Below are 13,900 nucleotides of genomic sequence, written 5' to 3'. Positions count from 1 at the left end.
TAGAACTATACATATGCCCTACGTAGGTGTCTACGTATATGTCTGCGTAGATTTCCGAGCACCCTGCGAGGATGCGTCCGTGGATGCTGCCGAGGACCGGTACGACGCCCTGACCGACGAGGTCGCCGCCCTGTACGACGCCGGCCGCGCCGCCGCCGCGCTCGCGCTGATGGACGCCGCCGAGGACCTGACGCCGTGGTCGGCCGAGCTCGCGCACCTGCGCGCCTGCCTGCTCGGCTCGCTCGATCGCCCGGACGAGGCGCTGGCCGTTCTCGAACGCGCTGTCGCGGACGGCGCTTGGTGGGAGGAGTCGATCCTCACCGAGGACGACGATCTCGCCGCACTCCAGCAGCGCCCGGAATTTCAGCAGCTCGTCACCACGAGCCGGCAGCGCCGTTCAGCAGATCCCACACCCCCACTGATCCAACTACCTGCTGGAGAATGTGTTCAGGTGGTCGTTGCCCTTCATGGGGCTGGCCAGCGGGCTGCTCATGCGGCGCGGGACTGGGCTCCGGTGCTCGACCTCGGGTGTGCGCTGGTCTGCGTCGAGTCGTCGCAGCTGATGTCCCCGATGTACCGCACCTGGCCCGACCCCGAGGCCGCCCGCGCCGACGTCGCTCGCGCGCTGACGCACCTGCCCGCCGAGCTCGAAGGCCTGCCGCTGATCGCCGCCGGGTTCTCCGCCGGCGGACGGGTCGCCGTCGACTGGGCGCTCACCGGCCTGCCCCAGCGCCCGGCCGGCGTCCTCGCGCTCGCTCCCGCGCTGCGCACCCTCCCGGCTGCCACCACCAACAAGTTGTCCCCGGCAATGATTTGGATCGGCGCCGACGACGACCTGCTCGACGTCGTCACCGACGCCCACCTCGACAGCTACGGCCTGACCGTCACCGTCCTGCCGAACCTCGCGCACACCTTCCCCGCCGACTTCGACCAGCAGTTGGCCGGCGTACTCAGCTGACCTTCGCCCGCCCGACCACCTGGTCGAAGCTGATGAAGCCGTACTGCCGGGAGTCGACGCTCGCCGCCGCGTTGTCACCGGCAACGGCCAGGTGCCCGGCCGGGACGATCGAACCCGCCGGATGCCCCGGTACGTCGAACGGCAGCCGTTCCCCCGGCACCGCGGCGACCCGCTTGATCATCCGCCGCCGGACCCGCTCCGGCGGCGCGGCCGCGAGCGGCCGGCGCTCGACGACCGCGTAGTCGCGGACGAACTGGTCGAGCAGCGTCGCCGCGTGCTCCTCGTCGGCGGCCGGCCCTTCGAAGACCACGACCTCCCCCGCCCGGATCCGGCCCGCCCGCACCTTGCGGGTCAGCACCTGGTCGTCCGGCCGGTACGTCGGCAGCATGCTCGGCCCGACCACCGTCACCCGCAGCCAGGTCCGGCGTACCCACACCAACGCAGCGGCCAGCAGCAGCACCAGCACCGCGGTCGCCGCGATCACGACGCCTCCTGCACGAGGTCCTGGTAGCCCTCCGCCTGCAGCGCGAACAGGTGTGCGTAGAGCCCCTGCCGGCGGATCAGCGTGGCATGGTCGCCCTGTTCGACGATCCGGCCGTCGTCCAGTACGACGAGGCGGTCCGCCGTACGGAGTGAACCGAGGCGGTGCGAGATCAGCAGGCTGGTCCGGTCGGCGCGGTGCTCGGCCAGTCCCTGGTGAACGGCCGCCTCGGCCTCGGCGTCGAGGCCCGAGCTCGGCTCGTCGAGGATCACCAGGTCGTGGTCGTCGCGGGCGTACGCGCGAGCGATCGCCAGTCGTTGCCACTGGCCACCGGACAGCGTCACTCCGGCGACCGGGTTGTCCGGATCGTCGCCCTGGAAGAAGACCCGGCTGAGCAACGTGCTGTAGCCGTCGGGCAGCGCGGCCACGAAGTCGTGCGCTCCGGCCCGGCGACCGGCTGCTTCGGCGGCGGCCGGGTCGGCGATCCGGTCCAGGTCGCCGATCCCGATGTTCTCGGCCGCGGTCAGGTCGTAGGTCATGTAGTCCTGGAACACCGCGCCGATCCGGCGGCGCAGCTCGACCGGGTCCAGCTGCCGCAGGTCGACGCCGTCCCACCGGACCGCGCCACGGACCGGGTCGTACATCCGGCAGAGCAGCTTGATCAGCGTGCTCTTGCCGGCTCCGTTGCGCCCGACCAGGCCGACGGTCTCGCCGACGGCGATCCGCAGGTCGACGCCGCTCAGCACCCACGGCTGGTCCGGGCCGTAGCGGAACCACACGTCGTCGAACTCGATCGTGCCGCGCAGCGCGGGCACCGGCAGCGGGTTCGCCGGGACCGGAAGGTCCGGCTCGCTGCCGACGACGTCCAGGTAGTTGCGGAACAGCAGCAGCTGGCGGTGTGCGTTGCCGACGTCGCGCAGCAGGCCGACCACGGCGGTCTGCACCCCGGCGATCGCGGCGATGAGCAGCGAGATGTCGCCGATCGAGATCCGGCCGGCGAGCACGGCCGACAGCGACCAGAGCAGCGCGGCGCCGGTGAAGAGCGTGGTCAGCAGGCCGGTACCGGTCTGGATCGCGGTGTCCCGCAGGTCCATCCTGGTCAGCCGCCGGTTGGCGTGCCGGCGCTCGGCCGACATCCGGTCGCGCAGGAAGGTCCCGATCCCGAACAGGCGGATCTCCTTGGCGGCCTGCACGTTGGTCAGCAGCTCACGGTAGAAGAACTCGCGCCGCTCGACCGGCCCGAGTCTCCCCTGCAGCGCGGCCCGGCGGCGGGCGACCGACAGCTCGGCCAGCAGCACCGGTACGGCGGACGCCAGCACCAGCACCGGCAGCCAGGGCGACAGGATGAGCAGCGAGCCGAGGAAGCCGATCGCGGTCAGCCCGGTCCGCGCCGTCGACAGGGTGGTGCCGACGACCACGCCCGGGGTCGCGCCGCCGTACTGCTGAGCGAGCCGGAGCTTGTCCAGGAAGGCCGGGTCCTCGAAGCGGACCATGCCGGTGAACCGCTCGGTGGCGCGGAAGAGCCGGTCCTGCGCGACCAGTCCGACCCGGCGTTCGGTCTCCTTCTGGACGAACATCGTCAGCACCGGCAGCAGCGCGACCAGGAGCCCGGAGCCGGCCAGCGCGAGACCGATCCGGACCACCTCGCCGGTCTGCGCGCCACCGGCGGTGAGCGTGTCGATCAGGTCCTTGGTCAGCCAGGCGGTGACCAGCGCGGGCAGCGCTCCGAGCAGCGCGACGACGACGTACCCGCAGGTCAGCAGGCGGCTGGTCTGCCAGGTCAGCCGCAGAGCCTGGCCGATCCCGCGCATCACAGCCCCACGAGGGCCGGGGTGAGGTCGAGGTCCTGCACCGAGGTGCCGGAGGTGAGCACCGTGCCGTCGGCGTCGAGGACCGCGAACGCCGGGTAGCCGGTGACCCCGAACGCGGCCGCCACCTCGGTGCCCGGGCGGTCCTGCAGGACGACGCGCGCGACCGGCGCGAGCATCCCGACCTCGGCCGACACGTCCTCGGTGTTGGTGACCACGGTGACCAGGACCCGGTCGCGGCCGCCCGCGAACCGCTGGGCGAACTGGATGAACTCCGGGCGCCGCTCCTCGCAGGACGAGCAACCGTTGGCCATGAAGCCGACCAGCGTCCGCCCACCGGTGAGCAGCGACTGGTCGACGCTCTCGCCGTCGGTGGTGACCGCGGTGAACGGCTGCGGGCGGTCGCCCGGCTGGGCCATCACCTTCACGGTGATCGGCTTCGGTGCGGAGGCCGGCTGAGCCGCCTGCTCGCGGAGGCGCCGGACGATCCCGACGGTCAGGGCCAGGTTCAGGGTGCTGAGCAGTCCGGCCAGGACGGCGACAGCGAGTGCGACGGACATCTGGGATACCTCCTGCGAGCTAGACGGTCGAGCGGAAGAGTTCTGCGATCTGGTCGGTCAGCACCACCACCGCGGCAGCGACCAGCCCGGTCAGGGCAGCGGCCGCGAGGATTCCCGGCACGACCGGGCCCGGGTCCGCGGCCAGACCGGTCAGCAGGCCGGCGATCGCGAAGAGCAGCAGGACGCCGTTGCGGATCAGGTGGGCGGGCCCGACCGGGGTCGTGGACTTGCCGAAGCACTGGCAGGTGACCGCGCGCTGACGGCGTACGGTGCCGGCGATCGCCACGGTGAAGGCAGCGAGCAGCGCGGTCGCCAGCGCGAACCCGGCCGGAGCCGACGCCGGTACGGCGACCAGGCCCACGATCGCGGCCTCGGCGAGCACGACGCCAGGGCCGGCCAGGCGGGCCGGAGCCCACGGCGCGAGCTGCGGGATCGCGGCGGCGAACTCGGCGTACGCACGGCGGTTGCGGACCTTGGACCAGAGCGAGACCGCGAACGCGGCCCCGAACAGGAACTGGCAGCAGAGCAGGACGTAGCGGGACACGGCAGCACCTTCCGGATGGCTACGATGCGGGCACCGGGTGCCGCGCCCTGTTCCGTAGGGCGCGGCACCCGGCCTTCACCGTGCGGTGATCAGCAGCCGCAGCCGCAGCACTCGAACTCGATGTGCTGGACGCCGTTGCACGAGATGATGTGCGCCCGGCGCCACCACCAGAACGAGCAGTCCGGGTCGCAGTAGCTGCGGACCTCGTAACAGGCCTGGGCCTGCGCCTCGGCGGTCACCTTCGGCACCACCAGTCCGACCAGCTTGTCGGTCAACACAGTCAGGTTTCGCATCTGCCGTCTCCTTCGGTCAGCGGTTCGTGGCGATCGCCACGGCGCCGAACCTAGGAGCCGGCCGCATCCGGCCGGCATGACTTCCGCATGGGGACCGGCCAAGGGTCACCTGGCGATCGTTGTCACCAGGGAGAAAAGGCTGGCGCTCGTCACCCTCCGTGGCGCAGAGTGGACACGTTGAGATCACCGGCGTCGGGGGACGTCTGCAACCGGTCGGATCCAAGGGGGGCACCTGGTGCGTTTCCGCATGCTCGGGCGAGTGGAAGTGGAAGCAGGAGGCCGCGTCGCGGAGGTCTCGTCGGCACCCGTCCGCGGCGTCCTGGCGGCGCTGATGCTGGCCGAGGGACGGGTCGTCCCGGTGCAGCAGCTGCTCGAGGCCTTGTGGGACCGGCCACCGCGCTCGGCGCAGAACAACCTCCGGCTGCACGTCACCCGCCTGCGGCGGCAGCTCGGCGCGATCTCCCCGAGCCTCCAGGACCGGCTCGTCACCGTACGGACCGACGGCGGCGCGGGCTACTGCCTGCGGGCCGAGCCGGAGGAGCTGGACCTGGCGGTCTTCCGCGGGCTCGCCGTACGAGGGGACGCGGAGCGGGCGGACGGCCGGTACGACGAAGCGGAGCGGACGTTGTCCACAGCGCTCGAGCTGTGGCGCGGGCCGGTCGGGCAGGACTGCACCGCCTCGGACCGGTTCCGGCGCCGGGTGGCGCCGCTGGACGAGCTGCGGCTGACGGTCTGTGAGCGGCGCGCCGAGGTGGGGTTGTTGCTCGGGCGGACCACCGAGGTGGTGCCGGACCTCAACGACGTGCTGCGGGCCGCGCCCTTCCGGGAGCGGGCGCACGCCAACCTGGTCCGGGCCCGCTACCTGGCCGGCGACGTCGCCGGGGCGCTGCGGACCTGGTCCCGGGCGGCGCGGGTGCTGCGTGAGGAGCTAGGCCTGGAGCCGTCCGACGAGCTCTTCGACCTGCAGCGCGCGATGCTCCGCCGGGACCGGGAAGCCGTCTTCCCCAGTTGTGGACAACATGGTGATCAAACCTCAACAATCCACAGATTTGGCTCTTTTTCGGCCTGAAACTGTGCACAACCCGGGGAAAACCTGGGGAGAAGTCCACCGAAAGCTGTGCACAGCTGGGGATACCGATGTGGATAACTTCGGGTCGGCCGGCTCAGATCCACTGTGTGGAGACGACGAACCCGACCGCGATCAGACCCATTCCGATCAGCAGGTTCCAGTTGCCCAGGTCGTTCATGAACGGGATGTCCTGACCCGCCACGTAGAAGACCACCAGCCAGATCAGCCCGAGCAGCCAGCAGCCGAGCATCAGCGGCGCGACCCACGGGCGGCTGGAGGTGCGGGGCTTCTTCGGAGTCTTCTGCGGCTTCTCCGCGGCCGACTTCTTCTTCTTTTCGCGACTGCTCGACTCGGGCACGACTTGGGCTCCTTGTAGCGGACACTAAGGTGAGTGGTGGTCCCTCGGTTCGCGAGGCTGCCACCAGCCACACCGACGGGTCTGGCCTCGGTTAGCGTAGTGCAGACGGGAGCATGGGGGTCACGTGAGCAGGTGGCGGCGTTTTTCGCTCTGGCGCGCGGGTGCGCCGGTGGCGCTGCTGTGCGCCGGGCTGCTGTTCGCGACCAGTGCCACCAACGCGCGGGGCACCGACCTCCGTCCCAGTCGCAACACTACGCTCGCGGGCCTCGTCGAGGAACAGAGCCGGCGCAGCGCCAGCCTGACCAAGCAGCACGCCGCGCTCAGCGGTGACATCGACAAGCTGCGCGCCCAGCAGGGCTCGTTCCCGCCCAAGCTGACCAAGCAGCTCGAGGAGCTGTCGGTCGCGGTCGGGACGACACCGGTGACCGGGCCCGGGCTGACCGTCACGCTGAAGGACGCGCCGCCCGAGGTGGTCAAGGACAACCCGGACGTCGACGCCGACTGGCTGGTGATCCACCAGCAGGACATCCAGGCCGTGGTGAACGCGCTCTGGGCCGGCGGCGCGGACGCGATCTCGATCCAGGACCACCGGGTGATCTCGACCACCGGGATCAAGTGCGTGGGGAACTCGGTCGTCCTGCACGGCGTGCCCTACCTGCCGCCGTACCGGATCACCGCGATCGGGGACCGGCGCGAGCTGCAGCAATCGCTGGACGACTCGAAGTACATCGAGAACCTGCAGGACTACGTGGTGAAGTTCCAGCTCGGGTACGAGGTGAAGAACCAGTCGAACGTCGCGATGCCGGCCTACGAGGGGACGCTGGACCTGCAGAGCGCGACGGTGCCCGGCTTCGCGAAGACGCCCACGGTCAGCCCGTCCAGCACCGGCCGCTGACTTCGCCCGTAAACTCTGGTCATGCCGCGCATCCTCGTCGTCGACAACTACGACTCCTTCGTCTACAACCTGGTGCAGTACCTGCAGCAGCTGCAGGCCGACACCACGGTCCTGCGCAACGACGAGGTGACCCCCGAGCAGGCCACGGCGTACGACGGTGTCCTGCTGTCGCCCGGCCCGGGCACGCCTGAGGAGGCCGGTGCCTGCGTCGACATCGTCAAGCAGGCCGGCGGCCAGGTCCCGATCTTCGGCGTCTGCCTCGGGCTGCAGGCGATCGGCGTCGCGTACGGCGGCGTCGTCGGCCGCGCCGACGAACTGCTGCACGGCAAGACCAGCCAGGTGTTCCACGAGGGCGCCGGCGTGCTGGCCGGGCTGCCGTCGCCGTTCACCGCGACCCGGTACCACTCGCTCGCGATCGCCCAGGACAGCGTCCCGGACGTCCTCCAGGTGACCGCCCGCACCGAGGCCGGCGTGATCATGGCCGCCCGGCACAAGGACCTCCCGGTCGAGGGCGTCCAGTTCCACCCCGAGTCCGTGCTCACCGAGGGCGGCCACCGGATGCTCGCCAACTGGCTGTCGATCTGCGGCGACCCGGACGCGGTCGCCCGCTCGGCAGGCATGGCACCGGTCGTCAGCTGACGAACAACAAAAGACCGCGGTACCCCGAACTCGGGGTACCGCGGTCTTTTCGTTCGTACTACGGAAGCCGGCCCGGGACCGCGCCTCCGCCACCGGGGAAGCCGATGGTCGGCGGCGGGGTGTCGGTCGGGTCCTCCGGGTCGGTCGGGTCACCGGTCGGGGTGTCCGTCGGGTCGCCGGTCGGCTGCTGCGGCCCGGCGATCCGGATGATCACCTTGGACCCCTTGTCGACCTTCGTGCCCGGCGCGACGCTCTGCGACACGACCGTGCCCTCCGGCTGGTTCGAGCCGGGCGGAGCGTTCTCGTAGCCGACCTGCAGGCCCGCGGCCTTCAGCGCGTTCGCCGCGTCGTCCTGGTTCTGCTTGGTGACGTCCGGGACGGTCACCTTCACCGAGCCGCTGGACACGGTCAGCGTGAAGGTCTGCCCGCTCGGGTACTTACCCTCCGCGTTCGGGTCGAGCCCCAGCACGGTGCCCTTCGCGGACTCGTCGTCGACGGTGTTGACCTTCTCGGCGACCTTGAAGTTGCCCGGCGAGTCCTGGAGCAGCTCGCGGGCCTCGCTCATGGTCTTGCCGATCACGTTCGGCACCGCGAACGACGTCGGTCCACTGGACACCACCACCGAAACCGTCGAGCCCTTGTCCGCCATCGTCGACGCGGTCGGGTTCTGGCTGATGATCTGGCCCTTCGGAACGGTCGGGTTCGCGGCACCGGTCGACGTCAGCTTCAGCTCCTGCGCCGCGAGGGTCGCCGTCGCCTGCTGCACGTTCTGCCCGACCACGTTGGCCACCGCGACCTGGGTGACGTCCGGCGTACCGCCGCCGTTGATGTCCTTGTTCCCGTTGTTGATCAGCACGTAGACCAGCACCGCGACCGCGACGATCGCGAGCCCGAGCAGGAAGTACGCGAGCCCGCGGTTGCGCCGGGCCCGCGCCGCCTCGGCCTCGTCCATCCCGTCGTCCGGCGGGAGCAGGTCGTCGGACTGGGTCTGCCGGTACGCCTGGGTGGCCGCAGCCGGCGCGACCGCCGTCGGGGCCATCGCGCGGGTCTCGGCGACCGCGGCCATCGGCGCGGTCACCTGCTGCCCGGCGAGCACCCGGTGAATGTCCTGCCGCATCTCGGCGGCGCTCTGGTAGCGCTCCTCGCGCGGCTTGGCCAGCGCCTTGAGCACGACCGCGTCGACCTCCGGCGGGATGTCGGGGTCGAACGACGACGGCGGGACCGGCTGCTCCCGGACGTGCTGGTAGGCCACCGAGACCGGGGACTCGCCGACGAACGGCGGCCGGCCGGTGAGCAGTTCGTAGAGCAGGCAGCCGGTGGAGTACAGGTCGGAGCGGGCGTCCACGGTCTCGCCGCGGGCCTGCTCGGGCGACAGGTACTGCGCCGTACCGATGACAGCCGCGGTCTGGGTCATGTCCGAGGTGGTGTCGGCGACCGCGCGGGCGATCCCGAAGTCCATCACCTTGACCTGGCCCTGCGGGGTCAGCATCACGTTGCCGGGCTTGATGTCGCGGTGCACGATGCCGGCCCGGTGGCTGTAGTCGAGCGCCTCGAGCACACCGGAGGTGATCTCCAGGGCCCGCTCCGGCATGATCTTGCGGCCCTCGCGGATCAGGTCGCGCAGCGTCTTGCCGGTGACCAGTTCCATCACGATGTACGGGATGGTGATCCCGGAGCCGTTCGGGTCCGGTTCCTCACCGGTGTCGTAGACCGACACGATGGTGGGGTGGTTCAGCGAGGCCGCCGACTGCGCCTCGCGCCGGAACCTGGCCTGGAAGGTGGAGTCACTGGCCAGGTCCACCCGGAGCCGCTTGATCGCGACAGCTCGGCCGAGCCGGTTGTCGACGCCCCTGCGGACGTCGGCCATGCCTCCCCGTCCCAGCGGTTCGCCTTCCTCGTAGCGCCCGCCGACGAGACGTGCCTGCGATGTCATCGCTCTGCCTTCCAACCTGCGCGGATCCTGCCTGGCCACAACACGTACATTTCGCCCACCGTAGCCAACGCCACGAGCGAGCCCCCGCTGGTTCGACTCACCGTCACGGAATCATTCCGCATCGTCGTCATCGGCCGAGCACCGCCTCCATCACGTCCTTGGCGATCGGGGCGGCGAGCTTGCCGCCGGCGATGTCGTCGCGCGGGACGTTGGCGTCCTCGATCATCACCGCGACCGCGACCTGCGGGTCGTTGGCCGGGGCGAAGGCGGTGAACCAGGCGAACGGCGGGCGGTCCTTGGCGGTCTGCGCCGTACCGGTCTTGCCGGCCACCTGGACGCCGCTGATCTGGCCCGGTTTGCCGGTGCCGTTCTGGACGACGTCGATCATCATCTGGGTCAGCTGGCCCGCGACCTCCGGCGTGACCGCCTGGTGCAGCGACTCCGGCTTGGTCTCCGAGACGGTCTTCAGGTCCGCGGTCCGGACGCTCTGCACCAGGTACGGCTTCATCACGTCGCCCTGGTTGGCGATCCCGGCGGCGACCATCGCCATCTGCAGCGGGGTGGCCTGGACGTCGAACTGGCCGATCGCGGACTGCGCGGTCTGCGGCGGGTTCGGGTCGGCCGGGAACTGGCTGGCGACCGCGCCCAGCTCGGGCAGCTGCCGCTCGCCGAAGCCGAACTTCTCGGCCTGCTCGCGGAGCGCGTCGGCGCCGAGGTCGAGACCGACCGAGCCGAACGCGGTGTTGCAGGACAGCCGCAGCGCCACCGTCAGCGTCGCGTTGTCGCTGCCGCCGCAGTTGCGCCGGTTCTCGTTCACCAGCGGCACCGTGGTCTGCGGGAGCTCCAGCTGGGCCGGCGAACGGACCTGCGACTGCGGGTTGTACTTGCCGCTGGACAGCGCCGCCGCGGCGGTCACCAGCTTGAACGTCGAGCCCGGCGGGTACAGCTCGCGGGCCGCCCGGTTCGACATCGGCTTGTTCTCGTCCTCGGTGAACTTCTTCCACGACGCCCCGACCTTGTCCAGGTCGTGCGCGGCCAGCTCGTTCGGGTCGTACGACGGCCGCGAGACCAGCGCCAGGATCTTGCCGGTCTTCGGCTCGATCGCGACCGCGGCGCCCTTCTTCCCGGCCAGTCCCTTGTACGCCGCCAGCTGCGCCTTGGCGTTCAGCGTCAGCGCCACCGCCGCGCCCTGCTGCTTGCGGTTGGTGATCACGTCGACCACCCGGCGGAAGGCCAGCGACGGGTCGGAGCCGTTCAACTGGGAGTTCTGGGTCAGCTCGATGGCGAGCCGGCCGTACAGGAACGAGTAGTAGCCGGTGACCGGCGCGTACTCCGGGCCGGCGGCGTACGTGCGCTGGAAGTCGAAGCGGTCGTTGGACGGCTTGGACTCCGCGATCGGGGTGTTGCCGATCAGGATCGGGCCGCGGTCGATCGAGAACTGCGCGTCCCGGACCCGCCGGTTGTCGTTGCGCCCGTTGATCTCGCTGGCCCGGAACGCCTGCAGGTACGTCGAGTTCGCCATCAGCGCGAGCATCAGGACGATCGCGGCCACGGCGAGCCGCCGGATTGCTGAGTTCACTGCTTCTGCACCGCCATCGCGATCGTCTCGTCGGACACCGGTGCCGCGGGGGTCTGCGGCCGGCGGGCCTGGTCGCTGATCCGCAGCAGCAGCGCGATGATCGCCCAGTTGGCGATCAGCGCGGTCCCACCGAGCGCCATGAACGGGGTCGCCAGACCGGTCAGCGGGATCAGCCCGGTGACCCCGCCGACGATCACGAACACCTGCAGCGCGAACGACATCGCCAGACCGGTGGCCAGCAGCTTGCCGAAGATGTCCCGGCAGCCGAGCGCGGTCCGCAGGCCGCGCTCGATGATCAGCGTGTAGACCAGGATGATCGCGATCAGCCCGGTCAGGCCGAGCTCCTCGCCGAACGAGGAGATGATGAAGTCGCTCTGGCCGTAGAAGCGCAGCGGCTGGATCTCCGGCCGGCCCTGGCCGAGGCCGCGGCCGAGCAGCCCGCCCCAGGCCTGGCCCATCAGCGCGGTCGAGACCTGGCCGCCGACCTCGTGGAACGGGTCGAGCCAGTCCGAGACCCGCTTCTGCACGTGGCCGAAGGTCTGCGAGGCGAAGAACGCGCCGGCGGCGAACAGCAGGCCACCGATGATCAGCCAGCCGGCCCGCTCGGTGGCGACGTACAGCAGGAACAGGAACAGGCCGAAGAACAGCAGCGAGGAGCCGAGGTCCTTCTCGAAGATCAGGACGCCGAGGCTGACGCCCCAGGCGATCAGGATCGGGCCGAGGTCGCGGGCCCGGGGCAGGTCGAGCCCGAGGAACCGGTGCCCGGCCAGGGTCAGCACGTCGCGTTTGACCACCAGGTACCCGGCGAAGAAGACGACCAGGCAGAGTTTCGCGAACTCACCGGGCTGGAACGACATCCCGGCCAGCCGGATCCAGATCTTCGCGCCGTTGATGTCGGCGCCCAGGCCGGGGATCAGCGGCAGCACCAGCAGCACCAGACCGACCAGGCCGGCGGTGTAGGTGAACGCCTGCAGGCGCCGGTGGTCGCGGACCAGCAGGATCACGACCAGGAACAGGATGATGCCGACCGCGGTCCAGGTGATCTGCTGCGGCGCGGCCGGGCCGCGCGGCTTGGTGCCGGCGGCTTCGGCGGCGGCCTGCAGGCCGAGGTCGACGCGGTGGATCATCGCGACGCCGAGCCCGTTCAGCAGCACGGCGCAGGGCAGGATCACCGGGTCGGCGTACGGCGCGCGGTAGCGCAGGGCCATGTGCGCGATCAGCGCAAGCAGACCGATCCCGGCGGCGTAGTACCCGGTGCTGGCCGGGACCTTGTTCTGCACGGTCAGGCCGATGTTCACGTACGCCGCGACCGACACCGCGATCGCGATGATCAGCAGCATCAGCTCCACCCCGCGGCGGGTCCGCGGGATGATCTGGATGACCGAGGTGGACGCGATACTCATCGGACCCCGTCGCAGTCGCCGGGGCCGGCCGTCCCGTCACCGGGTGTGGCCGGGGTCGTGGGCGGCGTGCTGGCGGGCGGCTTCGGCGGCGTCGTGACCGGCTTGCCGGTGGCCGGCGGGGTGCTCGGCTTGACCGGGGGCTTCTGCTGGGCCGCGCACTCGTCGGCGGCGCGCTGCAGCTCCTCGACGATCTTCTGCGCGGCGGTCAGGTCGTCGGCCTGGATGTTGCCCTCGACCTGCTCGCGGTTGTACGTCGGCAGCTTGTCGACCTGCAGCGTCTTCTGCTCGTAGACGCGGGTCAGCGTGAGCCCGGGGATCTGCTCGTCGACGCCCTTGAAGATCGCGACGTAGTCGCCGTCGGTGCCGACGTAGTACTGCTTCTGGGTCCAGCTGTAGGCGAACCAGCCGCCGCCGAGGATGATCGCGAGCACGACCACCGCGACGCCGAGGCGGCGCAGCCAGAGGAAGCGCTTCGGCGGGCGCGGCGCGTACCGGAGCTCCTCGGGGTCGACGTGACCGCCGGCTCCGCCTCCTCCTCCGCCGCTGCCCTCGCCACCGGCCGCCGTGGTGCGGACGACCATGGTCTGCTCGCCGGAGCCGCCCTGGGCCAGCTCGGCCGCGGCGCCGACCAGCTGCGCGCGGTCGCCGCTGGCCGGGTCGGTCTCCACCACGTCGGCGACGACGCAGGTGACGTTGTCGTTCGAGCCCGCCTCGAGCGCGTGCGTGATCAGGTCGACGACCACGGAGTCCGGCGTACCGTCGGCCATCGAGGCCGCGATCACGTCGTCGCTCACGTAGTCCGGCAGGCCGTCGCTGCACAGCAGCAGCCGGTCACCGGCCTGGACGTCGAGGATCTGCAGGTCCGGGTCGGAGTCGGGGCGGCCGTCCAGCACCCGGAGGATCAGGTTCCGGTGCGGGTGGGTGAAGGCCTCCTCCTGGGAGATCCGGCCCTCGTCGACCAGCGACTGGACGAACGTGTGGTCGTGGCTGAGCTGCTGCAGCCGGCCGTCGCGCATCCGGTAGGCGCGCGAGTCGCCGAGGTGGGCCAGGCCGAGCTGCCGCCCGTCGAACATCAGCGCGGTCACGGTGGAACCCATGCCCTCGCGCTCCGGGTCCTCCTCGACCAGCTCGGAGAGCCGCTCGTTGGCGCGGTGCACGGCACCGGCCAGCGCCTCGATCATGTCCTCGCCGGAGATCGTCGTGGTGTCCAGCCGGCGGATCACCTGGACGGCGGCCGCGCTGGCCACCTCACCGGCCGCGGCGCCACCCATCCCGTCCGCGAGCAGCAGCAAGTTCGGGCCGGCGTACGCGGAGTCCTCGTTGTTGCGGCGGACCCGTCCGACGTCGGACAGTGCGGCGTAGTCGAGCGACAAGGTCATG

General features: G+C 70.9%; 14 protein-coding genes. 4 read left to right on the top strand and 10 right to left on the bottom strand.

Going from position 1 to position 13,900, the window contains the following annotated elements; all coding sequences use genetic code 11:
- The first annotated feature begins 79 nt into the window (after positions 1–79).
- The gene (locus tag AB0M01_RS35130; protein ID WP_363676813.1) at positions 80–958 is read left to right on the top strand and encodes a phospholipase; all 879 of its coding nucleotides are present in this window, start codon (positions 80–82) and stop codon (positions 956–958) included.
- Here AB0M01_RS35130 and AB0M01_RS35125 read toward each other — a convergent pair.
- The 5 genes from AB0M01_RS35125 to AB0M01_RS35105 form a co-directional block, all read right to left on the bottom strand.
- Positions 951–1,442, bottom strand: coding sequence for a S26 family signal peptidase (locus tag AB0M01_RS35125; protein WP_363676812.1), 492 nt, complete (start codon positions 1,440–1,442; stop codon positions 951–953). The two genes, AB0M01_RS35130 and AB0M01_RS35125, sit on opposite strands and share 8 nt — an antisense overlap.
- Positions 1,439–3,250, bottom strand: a complete 1,812-nt coding sequence (locus AB0M01_RS35120; RefSeq protein WP_363676811.1) for an ABC transporter ATP-binding protein — start codon at positions 3,248–3,250, stop codon at positions 1,439–1,441. The genes AB0M01_RS35125 and AB0M01_RS35120 overlap by 4 nt, the downstream gene beginning before the upstream one ends.
- A complete protein-coding gene (locus AB0M01_RS35115) occupies positions 3,250–3,807 on the bottom strand; it encodes a TlpA disulfide reductase family protein (protein ID WP_363676810.1) in 558 nt (185 codons plus the stop codon). Before AB0M01_RS35115 ends, AB0M01_RS35120 begins: the two co-directional genes overlap by 1 nt.
- A gap of 19 nt (positions 3,808–3,826) precedes the next feature.
- A complete protein-coding gene (locus AB0M01_RS35110) occupies positions 3,827–4,351 on the bottom strand; it encodes a MauE/DoxX family redox-associated membrane protein (protein WP_363676809.1) in 525 nt (174 codons plus the stop codon).
- An 89-nt stretch (positions 4,352–4,440) separates the two neighbouring features.
- Positions 4,441–4,644 carry a hypothetical protein gene (locus AB0M01_RS35105; RefSeq protein WP_363676808.1) on the bottom strand — a complete coding sequence of 68 codons (204 nt, stop codon included), beginning with the start codon at positions 4,642–4,644 and terminating at the stop codon, positions 4,441–4,443.
- 259 nt (positions 4,645–4,903) lie between these two features.
- Between AB0M01_RS35105 and AB0M01_RS35100 the strand changes: the two genes are divergently transcribed.
- On the top strand, positions 4,904–5,713 hold the full coding sequence (locus AB0M01_RS35100) for an AfsR/SARP family transcriptional regulator (RefSeq protein WP_363676807.1): 810 nt from the start codon (positions 4,904–4,906) through the stop codon (positions 5,711–5,713).
- 94 nt (positions 5,714–5,807) lie between these two features.
- On the opposite strand, the gene AB0M01_RS35095 is transcribed toward AB0M01_RS35100, so the two are convergent.
- Positions 5,808–6,071, bottom strand: a complete 264-nt coding sequence (locus AB0M01_RS35095) for a cell division protein CrgA (RefSeq protein WP_344177597.1) — start codon at positions 6,069–6,071, stop codon at positions 5,808–5,810.
- Between the two features lie 169 nt (positions 6,072–6,240).
- Between AB0M01_RS35095 and AB0M01_RS35090 the strand changes: the two genes are divergently transcribed.
- Complete coding sequence (locus AB0M01_RS35090; RefSeq protein WP_363676806.1) at positions 6,241–6,966, top strand: DUF881 domain-containing protein; 726 nt, start codon at positions 6,241–6,243, stop codon at positions 6,964–6,966.
- 21 nt (positions 6,967–6,987) lie between these two features.
- Complete coding sequence (locus AB0M01_RS35085; RefSeq protein WP_363676805.1) at positions 6,988–7,605, top strand: aminodeoxychorismate/anthranilate synthase component II; 618 nt, start codon at positions 6,988–6,990, stop codon at positions 7,603–7,605.
- A gap of 58 nt (positions 7,606–7,663) precedes the next feature.
- Here AB0M01_RS35085 and pknB read toward each other — a convergent pair whose 3' ends face one another.
- The 4 genes from pknB to AB0M01_RS35065 form a co-directional block, all read right to left on the bottom strand.
- Positions 7,664–9,538 (bottom strand): Stk1 family PASTA domain-containing Ser/Thr kinase, encoded by a 1,875-nt coding sequence (gene pknB / locus AB0M01_RS35080; protein ID WP_363676804.1) that lies wholly within the window; start codon positions 9,536–9,538, stop codon positions 7,664–7,666.
- 127 nt (positions 9,539–9,665) lie between these two features.
- The gene (locus tag AB0M01_RS35075; protein WP_363676803.1) at positions 9,666–11,117 is read right to left on the bottom strand and encodes a penicillin-binding protein 2; all 1,452 of its coding nucleotides are present in this window, start codon (positions 11,115–11,117) and stop codon (positions 9,666–9,668) included.
- A complete protein-coding gene (locus tag AB0M01_RS35070; RefSeq protein ID WP_363676802.1) occupies positions 11,114–12,520 on the bottom strand; it encodes an FtsW/RodA/SpoVE family cell cycle protein in 1,407 nt (468 codons plus the stop codon). Before AB0M01_RS35070 ends, AB0M01_RS35075 begins: the two co-directional genes overlap by 4 nt.
- Positions 12,517–13,899 (bottom strand): protein phosphatase 2C domain-containing protein, encoded by a 1,383-nt coding sequence (locus AB0M01_RS35065; RefSeq protein WP_363676801.1) that lies wholly within the window; start codon positions 13,897–13,899, stop codon positions 12,517–12,519. The genes AB0M01_RS35070 and AB0M01_RS35065 overlap by 4 nt, the downstream gene beginning before the upstream one ends.
- Position 13,900: the final 1 nt, after the last annotated feature.

The organism is Kribbella sp. NPDC051770, from assembly GCF_040681455.1.
Taxonomy (GTDB): Bacteria; Actinomycetota; Actinomycetes; order Propionibacteriales; family Kribbellaceae; genus Kribbella.
Note: the sequence above shows the minus strand (reverse complement) of the source record. Positions and strands in the feature narration are given on the sequence as shown.

Coding starts and splice junctions, on each gene's coding strand:
- AB0M01_RS35065 (WP_363676801.1), bottom strand. CDS start 13,899: ATGACCTTGTCGCTCGACTACGCCGCACTGTCCGACGTCGGACGGGTC.
- AB0M01_RS35070 (WP_363676802.1), bottom strand. CDS start 12,520: ATGAGTATCGCGTCCACCTCGGTCATCCAGATCATCCCGCGGACCCGC.
- AB0M01_RS35115 (WP_363676810.1), bottom strand. CDS start 3,807: ATGTCCGTCGCACTCGCTGTCGCCGTCCTGGCCGGACTGCTCAGCACC.
- AB0M01_RS35105 (WP_363676808.1), bottom strand. CDS start 4,644: ATGCGAAACCTGACTGTGTTGACCGACAAGCTGGTCGGACTGGTGGTG.
- AB0M01_RS35120 (WP_363676811.1), bottom strand. CDS start 3,250: ATGCGCGGGATCGGCCAGGCTCTGCGGCTGACCTGGCAGACCAGCCGC.
- AB0M01_RS35085 (WP_363676805.1), top strand. CDS start 6,988: ATGCCGCGCATCCTCGTCGTCGACAACTACGACTCCTTCGTCTACAAC.
- pknB (WP_363676804.1), bottom strand. CDS start 9,538: ATGACATCGCAGGCACGTCTCGTCGGCGGGCGCTACGAGGAAGGCGAA.